Consider the following 23564-nt stretch of genomic DNA (forward strand, 5'->3'; position numbering starts at 1 on the left):
CCAGCCTCCCCCTCCCTATGGCCGCACAAATCGATAAAGTCATTTCCGAACTCCGGGACATGGTGCTTTCTGGCGTTCTGCAACCGGGGGAACGCGTGGTCGAGTTGCAGTTTTCGGCGCGCCTGGGCGTATCGCGTACCCCGTTGCGCATTGCGCTGACCGAGCTTGAAAAAGAGGGCCTGCTGGAACGGCTGCCTTCACGCGGCTTCCGGGTACGGGCCTTTACGGTGGACGAAATCGGCGACGCGGTGGACGTGCGCGGCGTGCTCGAAGGCATGGCGGCCCGCCTGCTGGCCGAGCGCGGCGCCTCGCAGGACGTGTTGGACCGCTTGTCGCAGGCGGTGGACGAAGGACGCGCCCTGCTGGCCCCGGCCCGCCGCGATCCCAACACCACCGTGGATGCGCGCGCCTGGGGGCAGATCAACCGGCGCTTTCACGAGATCCTGTGCGAAGCCGCGGGCAACCGCGCGCTCTTGTCGGCGCTGGAACACAACAACAAGACGCCGCTGGCCGGCCCGGCCGCGCTGACCCTGCCATCCACGCCCTCGCTGCTGGAAACGCCGTTCGTGCTGCGCGCGCAGGCGGACCACGAAGACCTGCTGCGCGCCATTACGCGGCGCGAGGCCGTGCGCGCCGAGAACCTGATGCGCGAGCACGCCTATCGCAGCCGCGAAAACAAGCGCGTACTGCTGGAATCGCTGCGCGGCGCCCTGCCCGCGCAGCCCGGGCTGTCGGACGTCAGCGCATAAACAGGATCCACGGCATGCAATCCATTCCCGACCTTTCCGCCCAGGCGCTGATCTCGCGCGACCTGGTGGCCGCCCTGCGCCGCGATGCGCCGCTGGTGCAGTGCCTGACCAATTTCGTATCCATGAACACCGCCGCCAACGTGCTGCTGGCCATGGGCGCTTCGCCCGCCATGGTGCATGCGCAGGAAGAAGCGCCCGAGTTCGCGCGCGTCTGCGGCGCGGTCGTGATCAACATCGGCACCCTGTCCTCGCCCTGGCTGGACAGCATGCTGCTGACCGCCGCGTCGGCCAACGAAGCCGGCATACCCTGGGTGCTCGATCCGGTGGCGCACCACGCCACCGCTTTTCGCCGCGACGCGGTGCGCCGCCTGTTGGACCTGCGGCCCGCCATCATCCGCGGCAATGCCTCGGAGATCATCGCGCTGGCCGGCGGCCAAAGCGCGAGCAAGGGCGTGGACGCGCGCGACGCGGTCTCGCAGGCGGAGCATTCCGCGCATGCCATCGCCGCCAGCCGCGCGACGGTGGTGGCGGTGACCGGCGAAACCGACTACGTCACGGACGGCGCGCGCGCCGTCCGCATAACGGGCGGTTCGCCCCTGATGCCGCGCGTCACCGCCACGGGCTGCGCGCTGACGGCGCTGGTTGGCGCCTGCGCCGCGGTGTCGCGCAACGATCCGTTTTCCGCGGCGGTCGCCGCCCTGTCGTGTTTCGCCATCGCGGGCCAGCGCGCCGGCGAGCTGGCGCAAGGCCCCGGATCGTTTGCGTGGCGCTTCCTGGATGCGCTTGCGGCGTTGGAAACGGGCGACCTCATCGAAGAATCTCCGCTGCGCTAGACGCGGCACGACTGCCCCGCCCCGTGGCGCGACCGTGTCACGGCCGGGTCACACGCTATGCGCAGAATTCCTTTCCTTCAAACCCGGAGGAAAGACGGTGAAGCCGAACCTAGGAAAGCTCTTTGCGCTGTCCGCCAGCGCCGCGTTGCTGGCAAGCCTGGCCGCTTGCGGCGGCGACAATGACGACGACACGCCCGACACCCCGCCGCAGGCCGGCGTGCCCGCAGGCTCCACCCTGGACGTGGCCATCCTGGGCACCACCGACCTGCATGCCAACGTGCTGGGCTACGACTACTACAAGCTGGCCGAGGACAAGAGCTACGGCGTGGACCGCGCGGCCACGTTGATCGCCAATGCGCGCAAGCAGAATGCCAACACGCTGCTGTTCGACAACGGCGACACCATCCAGGGCACCGCCTTGTCCGACTACCAGGCGCTGGTCAAGCCGGTGCAATGCAGCGACATGCTGGCGATCTACAAGCAGATGAAACTGCTGGCCTATGACGCGGCCACGCTGGGCAACCATGAGTTCAACTACGGCCTGCCGTTCCTGTCGCAGATCACCGACACGAATTTCGGGCTGGCCGGCATCGGCAAGGGCACGGCGCAGACCAACCCCGCCGGGGCCAAGGACTGCACGGCGCCGGGCTTTCCCTTCGTGTCCGCCAATGTGGTGTCGGCCGCCAGCAAGCAGCCCATCTTCAAGCCCTGGGTCCTGCTGAACAAGACCTTCAAGGCCACCGATCCCAACGGCAAGCAGATCGAGGTCGCGCTGAAGGTCGGCGTGATCGGCTTTGCGCCCCCGCCCATCCTGCAATGGGACAAAGCCAATCTGGAAGGCCACGTGGAAGTCGCGGGCTGGAAGGAATCGGCGCAACGCTATATACCCGAAATGCGCGCGGCGGGCGCCGATCTGGTGGTGGCGCTGGCGCACGGCGGCATCGACATGCTCAGCGCCTACAGCCCGGCCATGGAAAACGGCGCGGGCTACCTGAGCCAGGTGCCTGGCATCGACGCGCTGATCACCGGTCACCAGCACCTGCTGTTCCCCGACACCAATGCCAAGTCGCAATTCGCGGGGCAACCCGGGATAGATCTGGAGAAAGGCCTGATCAACGGCGTACCGGCGGTACAGGCCGGCCAGTGGGGCAACAACCTCGGCCAGATCACGCTCAAGCTTGCCTATGACAAAGGCTGGCAGGTGCAGAAGGACGCCACGCGCGTGCAGCGCATCTCCACGCGCCTGACCGCGCAGAACGGCGCCACGCCCGCGACCTACGTCGAACCCGACGCCGCCGCGCAGCAGCTGGTGCAGGCTGAACACGCCGCCACCATCGCCTATGTCAAAACGCCCATCGGCCAGAGCCGCTTCGACATGGCGACCTATTACGCGCTGGCGGGCGACGTGTCGGCGCTGCAGATCGTCAACATGGCGCAGATCGACTATCTGACGGACTACATCGCCAAGAACAAACCCTCGTATGCCGCCCTGCCCATCCTGTCGGCGGCCGCGCCCTTCAAGGGCGGACGCAACGGTCCGGGCGACTTCACCTACGTGAAGCAGGGCAACATCGCCATCAACAACGCCGCCGATATTTACCTGTACCCCAACACCTTGCAAGTGGTGCGGGTCAGCGGCGACATCGTGCGCCAATGGCTGGAGAAGACCGCCGAGCAGTTCAAGCAGATCGACCCGGGCCAGGTCGCGCCGCAGGATCTGGTCGACACGGGTTTTCCGATCTTCAACTTCGACGTGCTGTATGCCGCGGGCAATGCCCTGCGGTACGAAATCGACGTCACCCGGCCCAAGGGTACACGCATCACGCAGCTGACGTACCAGGGCGCGCCGCTCGATCCCGCTGCGCAATTCCTGGTGGTCACGAACAACTACCGCGCCAGCGGCGGCGGCGACTTCCCCGGCCTGGCCGGCGGCAAGGGCGACATCGTGCTGCAAGCCCCGGACGCCAGCCGCGACGTGCTGATCAGCTACATCCGCAAGCACCCGGACCTGGATCTGGCCACCTATGGCCTGGACCGCAGCTGGCGCTTCGCGCGAGTGGGTGTCCTGGCCGGCCCGGTGGTGTTTTCGTCGGTGCCAGGCACCCTGGCCATGGCCGCCGCGCATGGCGTGGACAACGTCACGGTGCATGACGCCACGCCTGACCCGGTGACCCAGCTGTCGCGTTACGCGGTGGATCTCAGCCGCTAAGGCTGGCGGTAGTACACGCAGATGCGCCGGCCGCCGATCTCGTGCACCTCGATCGGCAGCTCGTACAGTTCGCTCAGGACCTCCGGCCGGACCAGTTCGGCCGGAGTCCCCTGATGCGCGATGCGCCCTGCCCGCATCGCCACGATGCGGTCCGCGTAGGTGGACGCGAAATTGATGTCGTGCAGCACCAGCACCACCGTCTTGCCCAGCTCGTCCGCCGCGCGCCGCAGCGTGCCCATCATGGCGACGGCATGCTTCATGTCCAGGCTGTTCAGCGGTTCGTCCAGCAAGACGTAGCGCGTGTCCTGGCACAGCACCATCGCCACGAAGGCGCGCTGGCGCTGCCCGCCCGACATCTCGTCCAGGTAGCGGTCGGCCAGCGGCTCCAGGTTCAGGTAGGCGATGGCGCGGTCGATGTGGACCTTGTCTTCCAGCGTCAGGCGGCCGCCCGTGTGCGGATAACGGCCGAACGCGACCAGATCCCTGGCCGTCAACCGCAGCGGCAGGTGATTGTCCTGCCGCAGGATGGCCAGGCGGCGCGCCAGTTCGCGGCTGTCGGCCCGGGTCACGTCCAGCCCCTCGACCAGCACCCGGCCAGCGGACATGGGAAGCAGACGGCTGACCATGGACAGCAGCGTGGACTTGCCTGCGCCATTGGGGCCGATGATCGCCGTGACGCCGCCCGCCGGCAGCGACAGGCTGACGTCGTCGACCACCACGCTGTCGCCGTATTGCTTGCTGACTTGCTGGATCTCTATCATCGGCGCCCCCTGCGCAGGATCAGGGCAAGGAACATCAACCCGCCCAGGAATTCGATCACCACGCTGACGGTGGTATTCAGGCCCAGCACGCGTTCCAGCAGCGTCTGGCCGCCTACCAGGAAGATCACGCTCAGCAGCACGGCCGCCGGGACGGTGTGGCGATGCCGGTCGGACCCCATGGCCTGATAGGCCAGGTTGCTGACCAGCAGGCCGAAGAACGTCACCGGCCCCACCAGCGCGGTGGATACCGACACCAGCACGGCGATGGCGGCCAGCGTGAGCATCAGCGTGCGGCGATAGTCCACGCCCAGGTTCACCGCGATGTCGCGGCCCAGCGCCAGCACGTCGTAGCGCCGCCGCATGCGCCACACCAGCAGCGACGCGGCGCACACCGCGGCCAGCGCGATCGGCAGCAGACCCACGCGCACGGTGTTGAAGCTGGCGAACATGCGGTCCTGCAACACCAGGAATTCATTGGGGTCGATCAGCCGCACCACGAAGTTGGACAGGCTGCGAAACAACAGGCCGAAAATGATGCCCACCAGCATCATCAGGTGCAGGCTGCGCACCGCGTCCGAGAACAGCCAACGGAACAGCAGGCAGGCGAACGCGGTCATGGCGCCCACCTCCAGCAGGAAGGCGGCCACCGGATGGCTGGCGGCCGCGGCCGCCTGGCCGAAGCCGAACACCACCACGGCCTGGATCAGCAGGTACAGGGCGTCAAAGCCCATGATGGCGGGCGTCAGGATGCGATTGTGGGTGATCGTCTGGAACAGCACCGACGACACCGCCACCGCATAGGCCACCAGCAGCATCGCAGCCAGCTTGGCGCCGCGGAACGGAATCACGAAGGACCACTGACCGTTGGCGCCCAGCGTCATGAAGGCGATGGCGCAGGCCAGCGCAATGGCGCCCAGCAGCCACAGGCGCCAGGCCTGCGGCGCCCGGGCCGGCGCCGGGACGGAGACTGCAGGTTCAGCCAAGCCGGTTCCTCCGCGCGCGCAACAGCCACAGGAACAGGATGCTGCCCAGCACGCCGACCACCGTGCCGATGGGAATCTCGTAGGGGTGGATCACCAGCCTGCCGATGACGTCGCAGGCCAGCACGAACACACCGCCCAGCACCGCCACCCAGGGGATGGCGCGGCGCATGTTGTCGCCCAGCACCAGGCTGACGGCATTGGGCACGATCAGGCCCAGAAAGGGAATGCCGCCGGCCGTCACCACCACCACGGCCGAAATCGCCGACACGATCAGCAGTCCGGCCAGCGTCAGCCGCGCATGGTTCAAGCCCAGGTTGGCGGCGAACTCGCGGCCCATGCCGGCCACGGTGTAACGATCGGCCGCCGCGTAAGCCGCGCAGGCCAGGCCGAAGCCGATCCAGAGCAATTCATAGCGCCCCCGCAGCACGCCGGAAAAATCGCCCGTGGTCCAGGCGTGCAGCGACTGCAGCAGGTCGTAGCGATAGGCGACGAAGGTGGTGGCCGCGTGGATCACGCCGCCCAGGATCAGGCCGATCAGCGGCACGATGAAGGGCGTGCGCAGCGGCACGCGCTTGAGCAGCGCCAGAAACAGCAAGGTGCCCGCCAGCGCGAAGCCCGTGGCCGTCAACATCTTGCCGATCACGGGCGTGTCCGGCGCCAGCAGCGTGACCACGAGTATGCCCAGGGTGGCGGACTCCACGGTGCCGGCCGTGGTGGGTTCGACGTAGCGGTTGCGCACCAGCATCTGCATGATGAGTCCGGCCACCGCCAGCGACATGCCGGCCAGCAGCAAGGCCAGCGTGCGGGGGATGCGGCTGACCATCAGCAGGCGCCAGGCACGCTCGGCCTCGTCACCAGTGCCCCACAGCGCGGCCAGGCTGAGCTGGCCCGCCCCCAGGCTGACGCTGGCCGCGCACAGGGCCAGCAGCAAGCCTACCGCCACCGCCAGCCCGCCCCAACCGCCTATCGACTGCCGCCAACTCACCCGCGATTACTCCCGCCGCTCATGCATCAGGCTTTACTTGCCCGCGGCCAGCGCGGCCGCGATCTCGTCCACGTTCTGCTGCATCGCGGTCAGGCCCGCGCTGCCCAGCAGATACCAGTTGTAGCCGTTCAGGTAGACCACGCGCTTGTTCTTCCAGGCCTTGGTCGGGCGCACCAGCTCGTTGTCCAGCATGCGCTGGGCCGACACGCCCTCACGGCCGATGGCGGCATCGCGGTCGATCACGAACAGCCAGTCGGGATCGGTCTGGGCGATGAACTCGAACGAGATCGCCTGGCCGTGGTTCGACACGCTCAGCCCCGTCGTCGCCGGCTTGATGCCGAAGGCGTCGTGGATCACGCCGAAGCGCGAACCCGGACCGTAGGCGCTCATCTTGCCGCCGGTGGTCAGCACGATCAGCGCGGTGCCGGCGTGGGCCGCCTTGCCATTCAGGTCCGCGATCGAGGCGCGCAGGGCGTCGAGCTTGGTCTTGGCGACATCCTGCTTGCCGTAGATGGCGGCCAGCGTTTCGGTGTTGCGCGCGACGCTGCCCACCAGGTCCCGGGCATTGACCGTCAGGTCCACGGTGGGCGCCAGCTTGGCGAGCTCGTCGTACTTGGGCGCCGAGCGGCCCGCCACGAAAATGAGTTGCGGCGCGGCGGCGTGGATCACCTCGTAGTTGGGCTCGAACATCGAACCCACCTTCAGGTAGCGCTCATCGGCATACTGGCTTAGCTGCGGCGGCCACTTGGCGACCGTCGGTACGCCCGTCGCGTCCACGCCCAGCGCATGCAGCGTGTCCAGCACGGCCAGGTCCATCACCACCGTCTTCGCCGGATTGGCCGGCACGGCGGTTTCGCCGCGCGCATGCTTTACCGGCAGCGTCGCCTGCGCCACGCATACCGCCGTGGCGGCGCCCAGGACCAGCGCGGCCCCGGCCTGAACCGCCCAACGCCGGACGCGGCCTGCTTGCGTTTGCTTCTTCATGCGTACCTCTTCATGTTGCGGGCGCCAGGCGCCCTTTCAAACTCAGAACTTGACGCCCACGCCCAGCCAGTAGCGGCGGCCGTCCTCGACGTAGCCGTAGTCGTCGTACGTGACCTGCTTGTCGAACAGGTTGTAGATGCCGGCGTACACCGCCACCGTCTTGTTCACCTGGTACGAACCGCCCAGGTCCACGAAGGTGTAGGAAGGCGCGACCACCGACGAGGACGACGGACCGGTGATGGGCTGGCTTTCCTTGCCGCGGTAGTTCAGCCGCGCCCAGGCCTGCAGCGCATCCGAGGCCTGCCAGTTCACCGTGGTGGTGAACAGGTGCTTGGGCAGCTGATTGAGCGGCTGGCCCTTGTACTGGCCGGACTTCTGCTCCGACTTGGTGAACGTGTAGCTGCTGGTCAGGGACCAGTCGCGCGACAGCGGCAGCTTCAGGTTGGCTTCCACGCCGCGGGAATTGGCCTTGTCCACGTTCATGTAGGTGGTCGGATCCGAGCCGAACTGGTTCGGGCCGTCCGTGCACTGGGTCGCGGGGCAGGCGACGCGGGTGATCTTGTCCTTGAAGTCGTTGTTGAAGACGGTCAGGCCGGCGTTGAAGCCTTCGCCGTCGTCATACAGGATGCCGATTTCCTCGGTTACCGACTTCTCGGGCGTCAGGTCCGGATTGCCGTACATATTGCCGCCGCGGCTGACCTGGCCCCAGCCCGCCACCGTCTGGCGCAGGTCGGGCGCGCGAAAGCCCGTGGACACGCCGCCCTTCAGGGTCCAGCGGTCGGCCATGTGCCAGACGCCGTACAGGCGCGGGCTGAAATGCGTGCCGAAGTTCTCGTCTTCGTCCATGCGCAGGCCGGTGGTGACGGCGAAGGTCTCGGTCAGGCGCCATTCGTCTTCGGCGAACAAGGCCCACTGGTAGCGGTCCACCTTGCTGGGGCCGTTGGCCAGCTGGTTGCCGGTCTGGTCGTTCAGGCGCTGGCTGAGGTAGCTGCCGCCCAGGGTCAGCATGTGCGAACCCAGCGGCAGCGTCCAGCTCGTCTGGATGTCCAGGTTCTTGATCTTCATCTGGCGCGAGCGGTTGTCGAACTCTTCCTGCTGCACGTAGCTGTCCGACACGCCCCAGCCCCAGCGTCCGGTATGCGACAGCGCCCACTTGTTGCTGCGGTAGTCGGTATCGGACGAAGCCGGGCAGCCATTGCGTCCGCAAGCCTGGCCGGGCGGCAGCGGCTCGACCGTCTTGCCCAGCGTTTCGTGCAGCTTCTGGCGCATGGTGGTCGCTGCCAGCACGATGTCGTGGTCGCGGTTGGGCGTCAGCGCCAGCTTGGCCGTGACGCTTTCCGAGTTGCGCTTGCGGAAGCCGTCGACGATGTCATCTTCGTCGCGCTGCGTGGCCTGGCCGTAGATCTGCAGACCCAGCAGGTCCGTCTTGATCGGGCCGGACAGGTAGAAGTTGCCCTGGTAGATGTCGCCCGACTTGTTGCTTTCCTGGATGGTGCTGTCCAGGCGGATCTCGCCGCCCCACTCCGAGGGCACCTTGCGCGTGATGATGTTGATCACCCCGCCCATGGCGTCCGAGCCGTACAGCGACGACATGGGGCCGCGCACCACCTCGATGCGCTCGATGGCGGAAAGCGGCGGCGTCCAGCCGCCTTCGACGCCCGTGGAATCCGAGTTGGTGCGGGTTTCGCGCGAATTCTGGCGCTTGCCGTCGATCAGGATCAGCGTGTACTTAGGGCCCATGCCGCGCAGGCTGATGTCCTGGCGGTCGCCGCCGCCCGTCACGATCACGCCCGGCACGTCCACCAGCGCGTCGTTGATGTCGCGGTAGAACTTCTTGTCCAGGTCCTCGCGGGTGATCACGCTGATCGATGCCGGCGCGTCCTGGATCTGCTGTTCATAGCCCGAGGCCGTCACCACCACGGTGTCCAGGGTCTTGGCAGTGTCGGCGCTCTGCGCCCAGGCGGGCTGCGCCACGCCGAAACCCGCTGCGCACAGGGCCGCCGCCAACTGCGTGCGCGAACCCGGACCGCGCCGGCCGGCGACCAATTCTTTGCTGCTCATGATTCCAGTTTCTCCCGTCCCAGGCCCGCGCCCCACCCCGCGTGCGGCGTCCGTCCTGCCTCGTATTTATTAATGAAAACTATTCTCATATTAGAATTGGACCTGCCGGGAGCCAGCAACACGCTTTCCGCAACTTTTATCTTCTTTGCACTTCTTGACACTCCGGCCCGCGGCCATAAGCCAAACTGCCGGATGCAGAACCGACGACACGCATGCCTTTTTCCCACGCACCGGCGACTCGCCGCATCCTGCTGATCGATGACGATGTCGAGCTTGCGCAGATGCTGCGCGAGTACCTGGAACCCGGTCATTGCCGGCTCACCCTGGCGCATAGCGGCACGCAGGGCCTGGCCCTGTTGGCTCAGGACGACTACGACCTGGTGCTGCTGGACCTGATGCTGCCCGACGGCAATGGGCTGGATCTGCTGAAGCAATACCGCCTGCGCTCGCGCCGGCCGGTCATCATGTTCACCGCCCACGGCGGCGAGACGGACCGCGTGCTGGGCTTGGAGTTCGGCGCCGACGACTACCTGGCCAAACCCTTCAGTCCGCGCGAACTCAAGGCCCGCATCACGGCGGTCCTGCGCCGCTTCGAAGAGGTGCCCGACACGGCCCGCCCCGCCCTGGCGCTGGGCGCAGTGTCGCTGGACGCCGCCACCGGCGTGCTGCGAATGGGCGACAGTGAAATTCCATTGACCGGCGCCGAACAGCGCATCCTGGAAATCCTCATGCGCACGCCCGGGCAGGTGGTCGCGCGCGACCAGATCGGTCTGTACGCGCTGGGCCGCAAGCCCGACCGCTACGACCGCAGCATCGACACCCACATCAGCTCGCTGCGCAAGAAGCTGCGCAGCGACAGCGGCGCCGAGACATTGGCGATCCGCAACCTGCGCGGCCTGGGTTACGTACTGGCGGGCGCTGACTGATGGCCTGGCTGCCCACCCGCTCGCTCTTCGGACGCGCTTTCCTGACCTTCTGGGGCGCGATGGCGGTCATCCTGGTCTGCGGCATGGTGCTGACGGCCGCGGTCGCCTGGTACCGCTTCAATTCCCTGGATGGCCTGAATCCCGGCAATCTCACGCGCGATGCTGCGCAGATCGCCCGCAGCGAGGGCGTGGATGGCCTGGAACGCTGGGTCGAAGCCATGGACCGGCGCTACTCGGCGCTGAAGATCTACGTCATGGACGCCCAGGACAAGGACATCCTGGGCCGGCGGCTGCCCGCCCGCATGGAAGACTGGCTGAGCGATTTCCGCGCCGGGCCAGACCGTTCGCCGAAAGCCGACTACCTTCCCGCCGACCCCACCGGCGAGCGCGTTTCCTGGTGGGAACCGCAAAAGCTGGTCTTGCCCGATGGTTCGCAGCTGCTGCTGCTGTTCCTGCCGTTCGATTCATCGCATTGGGAAGTGCTGGCCCTGTCGCCCGTGGCGCTGGCCCTGGTGCTGTTCGCGCTGGCCGTGACCGCGCCGTTCTGCTGGGCCTTGAGCCGCCACGTGACGGCGCCCTTGGCACAGTTGCGCCAGACCACGCATGCCTTGTCCGCCGGGCGGCTGGATGCGCACACGCCCGCCAAGCTGGCGCGCCGCAAGGACGAACTAGGCCTCCTGGCGCGCGATTTCGACGCGATGGCCGACCGCCTGAAGGCGCTGGTCGACACGCGCGAGCAGCTGCTGCACAACATCGCGCACGAACTGCGCTCGCCGCTAGCGCGGCTGCGGCTGGCGGCGGAGCTGGCGCGGCGCAGGGACGAGCGCCAGGATCTGCAGCTGGACCGCATCGAACTCGAATGCGAACGCCTGGACGCGCTGGTCGGCAACACCTTGCGGCTGGCGCGCCTGGGCGCCCTGCCCGTGCCTACCGACACCCTGGACCTGGCCGAACTCGTGTCCGACGTCGTCGAAGACGCACGCTTTGAGGCCGGCGGCCGGCAGATCCGCATAGAGTGGCACCAGCATGCGCCCGTGCCCCTGGTCGGCGACCGCTGCAGCCTGGCCAGCGCCATCGAGAACGTACTGCGCAACGCCTTGCGCTTTGCGCCCGCGCACAGCGCGATCCGCGTGCGCCTGCTGTCGACCGCGCACGAAGCCTGCCTGGAGATCGAGGACCGCGGGCCCGGCGTGGCCGCGGAAGAACTGCAATCGCTGTTCGAACCTTTCTATCGGACGGCCTCCGGCGCGCGCAAACCGGGCAGCGGCGCCGGACTGGGCCTGTCGATTGCCCAGGCCGCCGTGGCCGCGCACAAGGGCAGGATGTCGGCCCGCAACATGTCGCCGCAGGGGCTGAGCGTGCGGCTGGAACTGCCGCGCCTGAACGGCTGAGGCCCGGTCAGTCGGCGTCGGCCAGGATCGCGGCCGGCAGCCGCGGCAATACCCGCATGGCGTTGGCCGTGGTGGCATGCGCCACTTGCGGCGGCGTGATGCCGCGCAGCTCGGCCAGCGTGGCGGCGATGCGGACCAGTTCGGCCGGCGCATTGCGCCGCTGCGGCGGATGCAGCCAGGCCGGCGGAATGTCGGGCGCGTCGGTTTCCAGCACCAGGTGCGCCAGATCCACGTCCACCGCATGGCGGCGGATCTGCAAGGCGCGCTCGTAGGTCATCGCGCCGCCCAGGCCCAGCGCGAAGCCCTGGTCTATGAATGCCTGCGCCTGCTGCGCGCTGCCGTTGAAGGCATGCGCGATGCCGCCGATGCGAGGATGGCGGCGCAGGTATTTCAAGAGGATGTCCTGCGACTTGCGCACGTGCAGCAGCACCGGCAGGCCGAACTCGGCGGCCAGCGCCAGTTGCGCGGCATAGAAGTGTTCCTGGCGCTCGCGCGGTTCGCCGGAGGCTATTTCAGGCACGAAGAAGTCCAGGCCGATCTCGCCGATGGCGACGAAGCGGGGGTCGCCCAGCGATTCCTTGACGGCCGCGCGCAACGCCTCCAGGTCGCCGTCGCCGGCGCGCTGAACATACAGCGGATGGATGCCCAGTGCATAGGCGCCGCCGGCCGTCTTGCCGGCCAGTTCGCGCACCACGGAAAAATTGGCGCGCTCGACGGCGGGAATCACGATGGATTGGACGCCTGCCTCACAGGCACGGTCGGCGACCTGCTCGCGGTCGGCGTCGAACTCGGCGGCATCCAGGTGGCAATGGGTATCGATCAGCATGGGCGCGACCTCCTTGCCCGGATTATCCCCCGACGCGCCTTAACCCGAAACCAGGCGGCCGTTTTCCATGAGCAACTGGCGGTCGGCGCGGGCGGCCAGTTCCGGGTCGTGCGTGACGATGGCGAACGCCGTGCCGGACTCCTGATTCACCCGCGTCAGCAGTTCGAACATATTGTGCGCGGTGTGGCGGTCCAGGTTGCCGGTGGGCTCGTCGGCCAGCACGCAGACCGGGCGCGTGACCAGCGCGCGCGCCAGCGCCACGCGCTGCCGCTCGCCGCCGGACAGCTGGCCCGGGAAGTGACCTTCGCGCGCAGCCAGGCCCACCAGACCCAGAACCTCGTGCGCGGCGGCGCGCGCCTTGTCGCGATTCTCGCGGCGCACGATCAGCGGCATCGCCACGTTGTCCAGCGCGGAGAATTCCGGCAACAGGTGGTGGAACTGGTAGACAAAGCCCAGGCTGCGGTTGCGCACGGCGCTCTTGCGGGCCTCGGACAGCCCGACGGCAAGCTGGCCGTCCACCGACACGGAGCCGCTGGTGGGCACGTCCAGCAGGCCCAGGATATGCAGCAGCGTGCTCTTGCCGGAACCGGAGGCGCCGACGATGGCGACCATCTCGCCACGCGCCACCGACAGGCTGACGTTGCTCAGCACTTCAATGCGCGCAGGGCCTTCGTCGTAGACCTTGACGATGTTGTCGGCCTGCAGCGCGGGAGTCAGCATGTCAGTCATGGCGCAGCACCTGTGCGGGTTGCAGGCGCGAGGCGCGCCAGCTGGGATACAGGGTCGCCAGCAGCGACAGCACCAGGGAAGTCACGCCGATGGTGACGATGTCGCCCACTTGCGGATCGGACGGCAAGGCGCTGATGAAATAGATTTCACGCGGCAGGAAATGCACGCCCAGCAAGCCTTCGATGAAGGGCACGATCACGTCCACGTTATAGGCGATGAGGATGCCGCCCGCCACGCCCAGCAGCGTGCCGATCACGCCGATCAGCGCCCCCTGCACCAGGAAGATGCGGGCGATCTCGCGCGGACCCGCGCCCAGCGTGCGCAGGATGGCGATGTCGGACTGCTTGTCCTTCACGGCCATGACCAGGGAGGACAGCAGGTTGAACGCGGCCACGGCCACGATCAACGCCAGGATCAGGAACATCATGCGCTTTTCGGTCTTCACGGCCGCGAACCAGGTGCGGTTGTTGCGCGACCAGTCGCTCGCCATCACGTAGGGCGGCAGCACCTTCTGCAATTCCGCCGCCACTTCCGGGGCGCGCTGCATGTCGGCCACGCGCAGGCGCACGCCGGCAGTGCCGCTGTCACGGAACACGCGGGCGGCATCCTCGTCGTCGACGAAGGCCAGCGAGGAATCGTATTCATAGTGGCCGGACGAGAACACGCCCACCACGGTGAACTGGCGCATGCGCGGGGTGAAACCCGCCGGGCTGATCGAGCCCTGCGGCGCCATCATCAAGAGCGTATCGCCCAGCTTCACGCCCATGCCGTCGGCCAGTTCATTGCCCAGCACCACGCCGAAACTGCCGGGCTTCAGGTCGGTCAGCTTGCCCGATACCATCTGGCGCGGCAGGTCCGACACATTGCCTTCGGTCTGCGGATCGATGCCGCGCACCTGCACGCCGCGCAAGGCCTGCCCGCGCACCAGCATGCCCTGCGCCGCCACGAACGGGGCGCCGGCCTTGACCGAGGAATTTTTCTCGGCGGCGGAAGCGAACTCCTGCCATTTCTCCAGCACCCGCTCGGGGGCAGCCCCCGGGATATAGAGTTCAATATGCGGCAGCACCGACAGCATGCGGTCGCGCACTTCCTTCTGGAAGCCGTTCATCACGGACAGCACCACGATCAGGGCGGCGACGCCCAGCGCGATGCCCGCCATGGAACTGGCGGCGATGAAGGAGATGAAGCGATCGCGGCGGCCGCGTCGCTGGCGGATTCGGGCCAACCCGGCATAGCGGGCGCCTATCCAGAGTTCGTAGGGTATTTTCAGCACGAGCGCATTATGGCATTAACCGCCTGGATTCCGCGCCGCGGATGTGCGCGTCCAAGACCAGGCGTTTCAAGCTATGGCAGTGCCAGGCGCCGCTTAGTTCCCGCAGCCCGTGCGGACTACAATCGCGCCCATGCTGATCGTCATTCCGGGCGCTTTGCCCGCCCTACCCGTCGCCGCCGAACTGGCCAAGCTCCTGCCCGAACGCGCGCCCACGCTGCACGGCTGGCTCCAGGCCGGCGCCGCCCGCCCCCAGGCTCACGACGTGCGCGCCCAAGGCTGTACGCCCTATGAAGCCTGGCAGTTGGCCCGCGCCGGCTACGTCCCCGAAGCGGGCCTGCCGCCCGGCGCCGGACTGGGTCCGCTGCTGGCCGGCGCCCAAACCGACGGCGATGAACCCGTCTGGCTGGCCGAGCTGGTCCATCTGGCGCTGGGCACGGACCAGGCCGCCTTGCTCGATCCCGGCCTGATGGAACTGCGCGCCGAGGAAGCGGCCGCCCTGCTGGACACCGCCCGCCCGCTGTTCGAAGGCACGGGCTTCGAGGTCGAGACGCTCTCGCCCGAACGCTGGCGCCTGCGCCTGCCGCAAGGCCTGCGGCCGCAGACCACCAGCCCGCTGGCCGTGGCCGGACAACGCCTGAACGACTGGTGGCGTCAGGATGCGGAAACGCGCCCGTGGCGCCGGCTGCTCAATGAAATACAGATGGCCTGGCACGAACACCCGGTCAATGACGCCCGCGCGGCGCGCGGCCTGCCTCCGGTCAATGCGCTGTGGCTGTATGGCGGCGGCAGGCCCTGGACGCAGTCCCGGCCGGTCCCCGCGCAGGTCTACAGCAACCTGGACGCCCCCCAGCGGGCCGGCGACTGGGCCGCCTGGCTGGACGCCCTGGCCGCGCTGGACGCGCAGCATCTGCGCCCGCTGGCCGGCAAGCACGGCCTGCCGGCCACTCCCGCCGAACTGCTGCTGCTGGGCGACGACCGCAAGGTCGCCCTAACCCTGAAACCGCGCGGGGGCCTGCTTGGCTTGCTGCCCGCGCCCAAGAAAAACTGGAGCGCCTGGTGGTCTCACCCCGCTTAACCGTCCGCACCCCCGACCCGCAAGCCTGCCGCATTCTTGAAGCCTCGGGCATCCACCCGCTGCTGGCCCGCCTGTGGGCAGCCCGCGGCGTCACCCATCCCGATCAAACCCAACTCGCCTGGAAATCGCTGCTGCCGCCCAACGGCCTGACGCATTCGGACCACGCCGCCGGCGTGCTGGCCGACGCCATCCAGGCGGGCAAGAAGCTGCTGATCGTGGCCGACTACGACTGCGACGGCGCCACCGCCTGCGCGGTCGGTTTGCGCGCCCTGTCCGCCATGGGCGCCGACGTGGACTTCCTGGTGCCCAACCGCTTCGAGACCGGCTACGGCCTGTCGCCCGCCGTGGTCGAACTGGCGGTGCGGCACCGCGCCGGCAAGCCCGACATCATCATCACGGTCGACAACGGCATCGCCAGCGTGGACGGCGTGGCCGCGGCCAATGAGGCCGGCATCGGCGTGGTCATCACCGACCACCACTTGCCGGGCGACACGCTGCCGGCGGCCCTGGCCATCGTCAACCCCAACCAGCCGGGCTGCGGCTTTCCGTCCAAGAACCTGGCAGGCGTGGGCGTCATCTTCTACATGATGCTGGCGCTGCGCGCCGAACTGCGCCGCCGCGGCGTCTATGCGGCCGACGGCGGCCCGCGGCTTGACGCGCTGTCCGACCTGGTGGCCCTGGGCACCGTGGCCGACGTGGTCAAGCTGGACGCGAACAACCGCCTGCTGGTCACGCAAGGCCTGCAGCGCATGCGCGCCGGCCGCCTGCAGCCCGGGCTGCGCGCGCTGTTCGCCGTGGCCGGACGCGAGCCGCGCGCGGCCAACGGCTTTGACCTGGGCTTTGCGCTCGGCCCCCGTATCAATGCCGCCGGCCGCCTGGCCGACATGAGCCTGGGCATCGCCTGCCTGACCACGGACGACGAGGCGCAGGCGCTGGAAATGGCGCGCGAGCTCGACAACATCAACCGCGAACGCCGCACCATCGAAGCCGAAATGCGCGAACAGGCGCTGGCCGCCATGGAAGAGCCGAACGCGGCCGCCGGCGCCACGGTCTGCGTGTTCGACCCGGGCTGGCACCAGGGCGTGGTGGGCCTGGTGGCCTCGCGCCTGAAGGAAAAGTTCTGGCGTCCCACGCTGGCTTTCGCGCCCGCCGGCGACGACGAAATCCGCGGTTCCGGCCGCTCGATTCCCGACGTGCATCTGCGCGACGCGCTGGACCTGGTGTCCAAGCGCCATCCCAACCTGATCCGCAAGTTCGGCGGCCACGCCATGGCTGCGGGCCTGACGCTGGGCCGCAACGACTTCGCCGCCTTCGCCCCCGCGTTCGACGCCGCGGTGCGCGAGCTCACGGGCCGCGACACCTTCGAGCCGGTGATCGAAACCGACGGCTCGCTGGAAACCGGCTACGCCAACGCCGACGTGGCCGGCATGCTGCAGCAGCAGGTCTGGGGCGCCGGCTTCGCCGCGCCGCTGTTCCTGGACGAGTTCGTGGTGCGCAACCAGCGCCTGGTCGGGGAAAAGCACCTGAAGCTGTCGCTGGAACGCGGCCACCAGCGCTTTGACGCCATCTGGTTCGGCCACGACCAGTCGCTGCCCGAACATATTCAGGCGGCGTACCGGCTGGAGCAGAACGTTTGGAACGGGATGGTGTCGGTGCAGCTGGTGATCGAACACGCGGGGTAAGGCCCGCCATCGGAGCCAGCCCGCCGTGACCCGCGATGGCTTGCGCGCGGCGCGCGCCTGAGTCTTTGCCTCAGGCTGCGCGCGCTCCACCCATCCTACTTGTTCACCAGCTTCGCCGGCTGCGCCAGGACCACCAGCGCCCCCACCACCAGGCAGCCCGACAGCATGTAGAGGCCGGTGTTGGTGGTGCCGGTCATGTCCTTCAACCAGCCCACCAGGTACGGGCTGACGAAGCCCGCCAGGTTACCCACCGAGTTGATGAGCGCGATGCCGGCCGCGGCCGCCGTGCCGCCGAGCAAGGCGGTGGGCAGGCTCCAGAACAGCGGCAGCACCGTGCAGATGCCGATGTTCGCCACCGTCAGCGCCACGATCGCCAGCACGGTGTTGCCGCTCCAGATCGCCGAGAACAGCAGCCCCAGCGCGCCGAACAGCGCGGGCAGCGCCACGTGCCAGCGGCGTTCGCGGAGACGGTCCGAGTTGCGCGAGATCAGGATCATGCCGATCACGGCGAACAGGTTGGGAACCGCCGTCAGCAGACCGATGGCCAGCGGGCTCTGCACCCCCGTGCCCTTGATCAGGGTCGGCATCCAGAAGCCCACGCCGTAAAGCCCCATCACGAACGAGAAGTAGATCAGCGACATGGCCCAGACGCGCGGCTTGGCCAGCGCGGCGCGGATCGGCGGGTCTTCCTTCTGCTGTTCCTCGGCCGCGATGTTGCGGATCAGCACCGCCTTTTCCGTAGCGGTCAGCCATTTGGCCTTGTTGATGCGGTCATCCAGATAGATCAGCACCAGCACCCCGATCAACACCGAAGGTATGCCTTCCAGCAGGAACAGCCATTGCCAGCCCGACAGGCCATGGTCGCCATGGAACGTGCTCATGATCCAGCCGGAGATCGGCCCGCCGATCAGCCCGGACATGGGCACCGCGGTCATGAAGAAGGTCGTGATGCGGCCGCGCCGTGCCGCCGGATACCAGTAGGTCAGGTACAGGATGATGCCCGGGAAAAACCCGGCTTCCGCGGCGCCCAGCAGGAAGCGCAGGATGTAGAACATGTGCACGCTGGTCACGAACATCATGCACGCGGAGATGATCCCCCAGGTGATCATGATGCGCGCGATCCAGATCCGCGCCCCCACCTTGTGCAGGATGATGTTGCTGGGAATCTCGAAAATGAAGTAGCCGATGAAGAAAATACCCGCGCCCAGCCCGTACACGGTTTCGCTGAACTGAAGCTCCTGCAGCATCTGCAGCTTGGCGAAACCCACGTTCACGCGGTCCAGGTAGGCCACGACGTAGCAAACCACCAGCAGCGGCACCAGCCGCCACCCTACCTTGCGGTAGATCCGGTCTTCCTCAGACGCCGGGATCGCCGGCGAAACCCCGGGGGCCATCGTATTGTCCATCTATGTCTCCATTCCTCTGTCGGGATAGGCCGGCTGGGCCGGCGCATTTGCGGCCCCTGCCCTCCCGATCAGGAACGGCTGGACCGCTTATACGCAGCCTAGAACCCCCGGCTTGACAAAAAACTGAACAACTTGGATCCACGCCAGGAAACCGCCCGCTCGCGATCCGTCCCCCTTCCCGCCAACGCGGCCGCGCACTTGGCCCAAGCACGGTAAAATGTTTGGTTTCGCACAAAAGTCATCAGGACAGGATCATCATGGAAGCCGAACGTCAGAACCAGCTCGCAGCCCGCCTCGCCGATTACGCGGAGCGCGAACAGGCTCTACGGAGGTATCTTTGACTACGATGCCAAAGCTGAACGCCTGCAAGTCGTAAACGCCGAGCTCGAAGACCCGGCGGTCTGGAACGACCCCAAGCACGCCCAGGACCTGGGCCGTGAAAAGAAAGCCCTCGAAGACGTGGTGGAAACGCTCACGGCGTTGGGTACGGGCCTGTCCGATTCGAACGAACTGTTCGAAATGGCGGCCTCCGACGACGACGACGCCACCCTCGAAGCCATCGAGCAGGACGCCGACGCCTTCCAGGAAAAGCTGGAAGCGCTGGAATTCCGCCGCATGTTCTCCAATCCGGCCGATCCCCTGAACTGCTTCCTGGACATCCAGGCAGGCGCCGGCGGCACGGAAGCGCAGGACTGGGCCTCCATGCTGCTGCGCCAGTACCTGAAGTACGCCGAGCGCAAGGGCTTCAAGGCCGAAGTGCTGGAAGAATCCGAAGGCGACGTCGCGGGCCTGAAGTCCGCCACCATCAAGATCGAAGGCGAGTACGCTTTCGGCTACCTGCGCACCGAAACCGGCGTGCACCGCCTGGTGCGCAAGAGCCCGTTCGACTCCTCGGGCGGCCGCCACACCTCGTTCGCCAGCGTCTTCGTCTACCCGGAAGTCGACGAGTCCTTCGAAGTCGAAGTGAACCCCGCCGACCTGCGCGTGGACACCTACCGCGCTTCGGGCGCGGGCGGCCAGCACATCAACAAGACCGACTCGGCCGTGCGCCTGACCCACATGCCCACCGGCATCGTGGTGCAGTGCCAGAACGACCGCTCGCAGCACCGCAACCGCGCCGAAGCGATGCAGATGCTGAAGTCCAAGCTCTACGAACTGGAAATGCGCAACCGCATGGCCGAGCAGCAGAAGCTGGAAGACTCCAAGACCGACGTGGGCTGGGGCCATCAGATCCGCTCCTACGTGCTGGACCAGAGCCGCATCAAGGACCTGCGCACCAACGTTGAAATTTCCAACACGCAGAAAGTGCTGGACGGCGACCTGGATCCTTTCATCCAGGCCAGCCTGAAGCAAGGCATCTAAGTTTCGCGATACTCCCCTCAACGCATCCAGAGGTTCACGAATGTCCGACACCATCGCAATTCTTACCGGCGCTTCGCGCGGCATCGGCGCCGCCATGGCGCGCGGCCTGGCCAAACCGGGCACGCGCCTGATCACGCTGGCGCGCCGCGAAGATCCCGAACTGGCCGCCTATGCGCGTGCGCAGGACGTCCAGCTGGAACAGCTGTCCGTGGACCTGTCGGACCTGAACACCGTTGAATCGGTGGCGCAGCGCATCTGCGCGTCGCTGCCGCGCGATGCCAGCCGCTATCTGCTGATCAACAACGCGGGCACGGTGCACCCCATCGCCGGCACCGACGCGCTGGTCGACGGCGCGGCCATCACCGCCGCCTTCAACCTGAACGTCAGCGCCGTCATGCTGCTCACGGCGCGCTTCCTGGCCGCGGTCGAAGACCTCAAGGCCGACCGCCGCGTGCTCAACATCTCCTCCGGCGCGGGCCGCAACCCGAACGCCGGCTGGGGCGTCTACTGCGCCACCAAGGCTGCGCTCGACATGTACTCGCGCGTGGTCAAGGCCGAGCAAGGCGCCGACGGCGCGCGCATCGTCGCGCTGGCCCCCGGCATCGTCGACACCGACATGCAAGTCGCCATCCGTTCCAGCGATCCGGAAAGCTTCCCGGCGCTGGCCAAGTTCCAGGAGTTCCACGCGACCGGCAAGCTGTCCTCGCCCGCCAACGTGGCCTCCCGCATCCTCGCCTACCTGGATCGCGAAGATTTCGGCACTACCGAGATCGACGACATCCGCAATTACGACTGATTCCCCGACCATGACCGACCACTCGACCACTCCGGCGCCCGCCCAGGATGAAAACCGCTTGATCGCCGAACGGCGCGCCAAGCTGGCCAAACTGCGCGAAACCGGGGTCGCGTACCCCAACGACTTCGTACCCGACGCCCGCGCCGCCGCCTTGCACGACCAGTACGACGGCCAGGAGCAGGAAGCCCTTGCCGCCAACCCTGTCACCGTCAAGGTTGCCGGCCGCATGATGCTCAAGCGCGTCATGGGCAAGGCCAGCTTCGCCACGCTGCAGGACAGCACCGGCCGCATCCAGATCTACCTGGACCGCGGCACCCTGGGCGAAGACAGCTACGCCGCGTTCAAGCAATGGGACATCGGCGACATCATCGCGATCGAAGGGTCGGTCTTCAAGACCAACAAGGGCGAACTGTCGGTGCACGCCGCCAGCGCGCGCCTGATGTCGAAGTCGCTGCGCCCGCTGCCCGACAAGTTCCACGGCGTGGCCGACCAGGAACTGCGCTACCGCCAGCGCTACGTCGACCTCATCATGACGGACGCCACGCGCCGCACCTTCGAGGCGCGCAGCAAGGCCGTGGGCAGCATCCGCCAGTTCATGCTGAACGCGGGCTTCCTCGAAGTGGAAACCCCCATGCTGCACCCGATCCCGGGCGGCGCGGCGGCCAAGCCTTTCGTCACGCACCACAACGCGCTGGACATGGAAATGTTCCTGCGCATCGCGCCCGAGCTCTACCTCAAGCGCCTGATCGTCGGCGGCTTCGAACGCGTCTTCGAAGTCAACCGCAACTTCCGCAACGAGGGCGTGAGCCCGCGCCACAATCCTGAATTCACCATGATGGAGTTCTATGCGGCCTTTGCGGACTACCGCTGGCTCATGGACTTCACCGAAGAGCTGATCCGCCAGGCCGCCATCTCGGCCACCGGCAGCGCCGTGCTGACCTACCAGGAACGCGAGCTGGACCTGGGCAAGCCCTTCGACCGCCTGACCATCTGCGAAGCCATCCTCAAGTACGCGCCGGGCTACACCCAGGCGCAACTGGACGATCCGACCTTCGTGCGCGCGGAACTCAAGAAGCTGGGCGCCGATGCCGACGGCCCGGTGCTGTCGCGCGCCGGCCTGGGCGCGCTGCAACTGGCGCTGTTCGAAGAGACCGCCGAAGCCAAGCTCTGGAACCCCACCTACATCATCGACTACCCGGTGGAAGTCTCGCCGCTGGCGCGCGCCTCCGATACCCGCGAGGGCATCACCGAGCGCTTCGAGCTCTTCATGACGGGCCGCGAGATCGCCAACGGCTTCTCCGAGCTGAACGATCCCGAAGACCAGGCCGAACGCTTCCGCTCGCAAGTCGAAGCCAAGGACGCCGGCGACGAGGAAGCCATGTATTACGACGCGGACTACATCCGCGCCCTGGAATACGGCATGCCTCCGACGGGCGGCTGCGGCATCGGCATCGACCGCCTGGTCATGCTGCTGACCGACAGCCCCAGCATCCGCGACGTCATCCTCTTCCCGCACCTGCGCCGTGAAGACTAAAGAGGCGCTGGCATCATGATCTTCAAGATCCTGATGCTGCTGCTGGTCGTGGCGGGGCTGATCTACTGGATCAAACAGCCCCGCGGCGGCCAGCCCTATTCCTCCTATCCGGCGGCGCGGCCGCGCCGGCCGGTGTTCATCGCGCTGTGCATCGCCGCGGCGCTCTCGGTGGCAGCTTCGCTCATGACCTTCCTGCTGTGGGCGGGCGGCGTGGCCGGCGGCGTCACCGGCGGCGGCTATCATGGCCAGGTGGATTTCCTGCTGCCCGTGGCGGGCAGCCTGCTGGCACTGGCCGTCATCTGCGCCGTGGGCGCGTTCCTCAAGCGCCGGTGCTGAACTCCCGGCCCTGCGGCCCGACTATTCGGGCCACTTGCCGGCTCCCGCCGGCAGCGACGGCAGCGAAGCCTGCAGCATCGCATCGATGAATTCGGCGGGCCGCAAGCGGCCGTCCGGCTTGTACCACTGCACTGTCAGGTTCATCGCGCCCAGCACGCAGCGCTTGATGACGCGCGCGTCGCCTTGCAGCAGCCCCGTCGCGACCGCTGCCGCCACCGCGTCCTGCCACATTTCTTCGTAGCGGTCGCTCAACGATTTCACGGCCGCGCGGCTGGGCGCGGACAGGCTGCGCCATTCGTAGACCAGCGCGTTCATCGCATCGCCGCCCGCGCCGTGCAGCATGCTCCACATGTGTACGCGGAACAGCGCCGCCAGCCGGTCCGCCGGCGCCTGGTAGCGCGCCAGCGCCCGTTCGCCGTCGTCTATCACTTCCTGAATGCCGTTGTTCATCACCGCCACCAGGATCTCCTCCTTGCTGCGGAAATGATGAAACAGGCTGCCGGACTGCAGGCCCACCGCCCGCGCCAGCTCGCGCACGGTGGTGCGTTCATAGCCGTGCTTGCAGAATAGCTGCCCGGCCGTCAGGATCACCTCGCGCCGGCGTTCGGACTCCGAACCCTCGTCCCGCCCTTGCGCGGCCTCCCGCAGTTTCTCCATATCCGG

Annotated in this window: 21 protein-coding genes; 11 read left to right on the forward strand and 10 right to left on the reverse strand. The window is 67.4% G+C overall.

What is annotated here, in order from left to right; translation table 11 throughout:
- Positions 1-17: 17 nt before the first annotated feature.
- From NGK62_RS28785 to NGK62_RS28795, 3 genes are all read left to right on the forward strand, one after another.
- Positions 18-749 carry a GntR family transcriptional regulator gene (locus tag NGK62_RS28785; RefSeq protein WP_054456177.1) on the forward strand — a complete coding sequence of 244 codons (732 nt, stop codon included), beginning with the start codon at positions 18-20 and terminating at the stop codon, positions 747-749.
- A 14-nt stretch (positions 750-763) separates the two neighbouring features.
- Positions 764-1582 (forward strand): hydroxyethylthiazole kinase, encoded by an 819-nt coding sequence (thiM, locus tag NGK62_RS28790; protein WP_059373473.1) that lies wholly within the window; start codon positions 764-766, stop codon positions 1580-1582.
- 97 nt (positions 1583-1679) lie between these two features.
- A complete protein-coding gene (locus NGK62_RS28795; RefSeq protein ID WP_251881560.1) occupies positions 1680-3791 on the forward strand; it encodes a 5'-nucleotidase C-terminal domain-containing protein in 2112 nt (703 codons plus the stop codon).
- Here the strand turns inward: NGK62_RS28795 and NGK62_RS28800 are convergent.
- Genes NGK62_RS28800 through NGK62_RS28820 form a run of 5 tightly spaced genes read right to left on the reverse strand, consistent with a single transcriptional unit; the run spans position 3788 to position 9565 of the window.
- Positions 3788-4552 (reverse strand): iron ABC transporter ATP-binding protein, encoded by a 765-nt coding sequence (locus NGK62_RS28800; RefSeq protein ID WP_251881562.1) that lies wholly within the window; start codon positions 4550-4552, stop codon positions 3788-3790. The genes NGK62_RS28795 and NGK62_RS28800 overlap by 4 nt on opposite strands.
- Positions 4549-5535 (reverse strand): iron chelate uptake ABC transporter family permease subunit, encoded by a 987-nt coding sequence (locus tag NGK62_RS28805; RefSeq protein WP_251881564.1) that lies wholly within the window; start codon positions 5533-5535, stop codon positions 4549-4551. The genes NGK62_RS28800 and NGK62_RS28805 overlap by 4 nt, the downstream gene beginning before the upstream one ends.
- A complete protein-coding gene (locus NGK62_RS28810) occupies positions 5528-6520 on the reverse strand; it encodes an ABC transporter permease (RefSeq protein WP_118932671.1) in 993 nt (330 codons plus the stop codon). The genes NGK62_RS28805 and NGK62_RS28810 overlap by 8 nt, the downstream gene beginning before the upstream one ends.
- Before the next feature lie 33 nt (positions 6521-6553).
- A complete protein-coding gene (locus NGK62_RS28815) occupies positions 6554-7504 on the reverse strand; it encodes a siderophore ABC transporter substrate-binding protein (protein ID WP_251881566.1) in 951 nt (316 codons plus the stop codon).
- A 42-nt stretch (positions 7505-7546) separates the two neighbouring features.
- Positions 7547-9565 (reverse strand): ligand-gated channel protein, encoded by a 2019-nt coding sequence (locus tag NGK62_RS28820; RefSeq protein ID WP_251881567.1) that lies wholly within the window; start codon positions 9563-9565, stop codon positions 7547-7549.
- 212 nt (positions 9566-9777) lie between these two features.
- Here NGK62_RS28820 and NGK62_RS28825 point away from each other — a divergent pair, with 212 nt between their 5' ends.
- Together NGK62_RS28825 and NGK62_RS28830 are read left to right on the forward strand one after the other, a co-directional pair.
- On the forward strand, positions 9778-10491 hold the full coding sequence (locus NGK62_RS28825) for a response regulator transcription factor (protein WP_059373486.1): 714 nt from the start codon (positions 9778-9780) through the stop codon (positions 10489-10491).
- Positions 10491-11882 carry a sensor histidine kinase gene (locus tag NGK62_RS28830; protein ID WP_251881569.1) on the forward strand — a complete coding sequence of 464 codons (1392 nt, stop codon included), beginning with the start codon at positions 10491-10493 and terminating at the stop codon, positions 11880-11882. Before NGK62_RS28825 ends, NGK62_RS28830 begins: the two co-directional genes overlap by 1 nt.
- Positions 11883-11889: 7 nt before the next feature.
- Here NGK62_RS28830 and NGK62_RS28835 read toward each other — a convergent pair whose 3' ends face one another.
- The 3 genes from NGK62_RS28835 to NGK62_RS28845 are packed head-to-tail and all read right to left on the reverse strand — an operon-like array spanning position 11890 to position 14662.
- Positions 11890-12708 carry a TatD family hydrolase gene (locus NGK62_RS28835; protein WP_251881571.1) on the reverse strand — a complete coding sequence of 273 codons (819 nt, stop codon included), beginning with the start codon at positions 12706-12708 and terminating at the stop codon, positions 11890-11892.
- A gap of 39 nt (positions 12709-12747) precedes the next feature.
- Positions 12748-13437, reverse strand: a complete 690-nt coding sequence (locus NGK62_RS28840) for an ABC transporter ATP-binding protein (protein ID WP_059373492.1) — start codon at positions 13435-13437, stop codon at positions 12748-12750.
- A complete protein-coding gene (locus NGK62_RS28845; RefSeq protein ID WP_240633261.1) occupies positions 13430-14662 on the reverse strand; it encodes a lipoprotein-releasing ABC transporter permease subunit in 1233 nt (410 codons plus the stop codon). Before NGK62_RS28845 ends, NGK62_RS28840 begins: the two co-directional genes overlap by 8 nt.
- Before the next feature lie 178 nt (positions 14663-14840).
- On the opposite strand from NGK62_RS28845, the gene NGK62_RS28850 reads away from it, so the two are divergent.
- Both NGK62_RS28850 and recJ read left to right on the forward strand, forming a co-directional pair.
- On the forward strand, positions 14841-15785 hold the full coding sequence (locus NGK62_RS28850) for a hypothetical protein (RefSeq protein ID WP_251881573.1): 945 nt from the start codon (positions 14841-14843) through the stop codon (positions 15783-15785).
- Entirely contained in the window at positions 15767-17467 is a 1701-nt protein-coding gene (gene recJ / locus NGK62_RS28855; RefSeq protein ID WP_059373498.1) for a single-stranded-DNA-specific exonuclease RecJ, read from the forward strand. Before NGK62_RS28850 ends, recJ begins: the two co-directional genes overlap by 19 nt.
- 95 nt (positions 17468-17562) lie before the next feature.
- Here the strand turns inward: recJ and NGK62_RS28860 are convergent, their stop codons facing one another.
- Positions 17563-18873, reverse strand: coding sequence for an MFS transporter (locus tag NGK62_RS28860; RefSeq protein WP_251881575.1), 1311 nt, complete (start codon positions 18871-18873; stop codon positions 17563-17565).
- 257 nt (positions 18874-19130) lie between these two features.
- Here NGK62_RS28860 and prfB point away from each other — a divergent pair.
- The 4 genes from prfB to NGK62_RS28880 all read left to right on the forward strand — a co-directional run bounded on the left by prfB (position 19131) and on the right by NGK62_RS28880 (position 22901).
- Positions 19131-20235, forward strand: a protein-coding gene (gene prfB, locus NGK62_RS28865) for a peptide chain release factor 2 (protein WP_118932677.1) whose coding sequence is annotated in 2 segments (ribosomal slippage) — positions 19131-19211 and positions 19213-20235 — 1104 coding nt in all. Because the reading frame shifts where the segments join, the coding sequence is not laid out codon by codon here.
- 40 nt (positions 20236-20275) lie between these two features.
- Positions 20276-21031, forward strand: coding sequence for an SDR family oxidoreductase (locus tag NGK62_RS28870; protein ID WP_251881577.1), 756 nt, complete (start codon positions 20276-20278; stop codon positions 21029-21031).
- Between the two features lie 10 nt (positions 21032-21041).
- Complete coding sequence (gene lysS, locus NGK62_RS28875; RefSeq protein ID WP_251881579.1) at positions 21042-22565, forward strand: lysine--tRNA ligase; 1524 nt, start codon at positions 21042-21044, stop codon at positions 22563-22565.
- A gap of 15 nt (positions 22566-22580) precedes the next feature.
- Positions 22581-22901 carry a preprotein translocase subunit TatB gene (locus tag NGK62_RS28880; RefSeq protein ID WP_251881581.1) on the forward strand — a complete coding sequence of 107 codons (321 nt, stop codon included), beginning with the start codon at positions 22581-22583 and terminating at the stop codon, positions 22899-22901.
- A gap of 21 nt (positions 22902-22922) precedes the next feature.
- On the opposite strand, the gene NGK62_RS28885 is transcribed toward NGK62_RS28880, so the two are convergent.
- Positions 22923-23558 (reverse strand): TetR/AcrR family transcriptional regulator, encoded by a 636-nt coding sequence (locus NGK62_RS28885; protein ID WP_502803414.1) that lies wholly within the window; start codon positions 23556-23558, stop codon positions 22923-22925.
- Between the last annotated feature and the right edge of the window lie 6 nt (positions 23559-23564).

Origin of the sequence: Achromobacter sp. Marseille-Q4954 (assembly GCF_943737025.1) — a bacterium.
Lineage (GTDB): Bacteria > Pseudomonadota > Gammaproteobacteria > Burkholderiales > Burkholderiaceae_B > Achromobacter > Achromobacter bronchisepticus_A.

Excerpts from the sequence above, each read along its gene's own strand:
- lysS (WP_251881579.1), top strand. The coding sequence starts at position 21,042 with ATGACCGACCACTCGACCACTCCGGCGCCCGCCCAGGATGAAAACCGC.
- NGK62_RS28850 (WP_251881573.1), top strand. The coding sequence starts at position 14,841 with ATGCTGATCGTCATTCCGGGCGCTTTGCCCGCCCTACCCGTCGCCGCC.
- NGK62_RS28825 (WP_059373486.1), top strand. The coding sequence starts at position 9,778 with ATGCCTTTTTCCCACGCACCGGCGACTCGCCGCATCCTGCTGATCGAT.
- NGK62_RS28785 (WP_054456177.1), top strand. The coding sequence starts at position 18 with ATGGCCGCACAAATCGATAAAGTCATTTCCGAACTCCGGGACATGGTG.
- NGK62_RS28815 (WP_251881566.1), bottom strand. The coding sequence starts at position 7,504 with ATGAAGAAGCAAACGCAAGCAGGCCGCGTCCGGCGTTGGGCGGTTCAG.
- NGK62_RS28800 (WP_251881562.1), bottom strand. The coding sequence starts at position 4,552 with ATGATAGAGATCCAGCAAGTCAGCAAGCAATACGGCGACAGCGTGGTG.
- NGK62_RS28840 (WP_059373492.1), bottom strand. The coding sequence starts at position 13,437 with ATGACTGACATGCTGACTCCCGCGCTGCAGGCCGACAACATCGTCAAG.
- NGK62_RS28835 (WP_251881571.1), bottom strand. The coding sequence starts at position 12,708 with ATGCTGATCGATACCCATTGCCACCTGGATGCCGCCGAGTTCGACGCC.
- NGK62_RS28860 (WP_251881575.1), bottom strand. The coding sequence starts at position 18,873 with ATGGACAATACGATGGCCCCCGGGGTTTCGCCGGCGATCCCGGCGTCT.
- NGK62_RS28820 (WP_251881567.1), bottom strand. The coding sequence starts at position 9,565 with ATGAGCAGCAAAGAATTGGTCGCCGGCCGGCGCGGTCCGGGTTCGCGC.
- thiM (WP_059373473.1), top strand. The coding sequence starts at position 764 with ATGCAATCCATTCCCGACCTTTCCGCCCAGGCGCTGATCTCGCGCGAC.
- NGK62_RS28880 (WP_251881581.1), top strand. The coding sequence starts at position 22,581 with ATGATCTTCAAGATCCTGATGCTGCTGCTGGTCGTGGCGGGGCTGATC.
- NGK62_RS28885 (WP_502803414.1), bottom strand. The coding sequence starts at position 23,558 with ATGGAGAAACTGCGGGAGGCCGCGCAAGGGCGGGACGAGGGTTCGGAG.
- NGK62_RS28830 (WP_251881569.1), top strand. The coding sequence starts at position 10,491 with ATGGCCTGGCTGCCCACCCGCTCGCTCTTCGGACGCGCTTTCCTGACC.
- NGK62_RS28870 (WP_251881577.1), top strand. The coding sequence starts at position 20,276 with ATGTCCGACACCATCGCAATTCTTACCGGCGCTTCGCGCGGCATCGGC.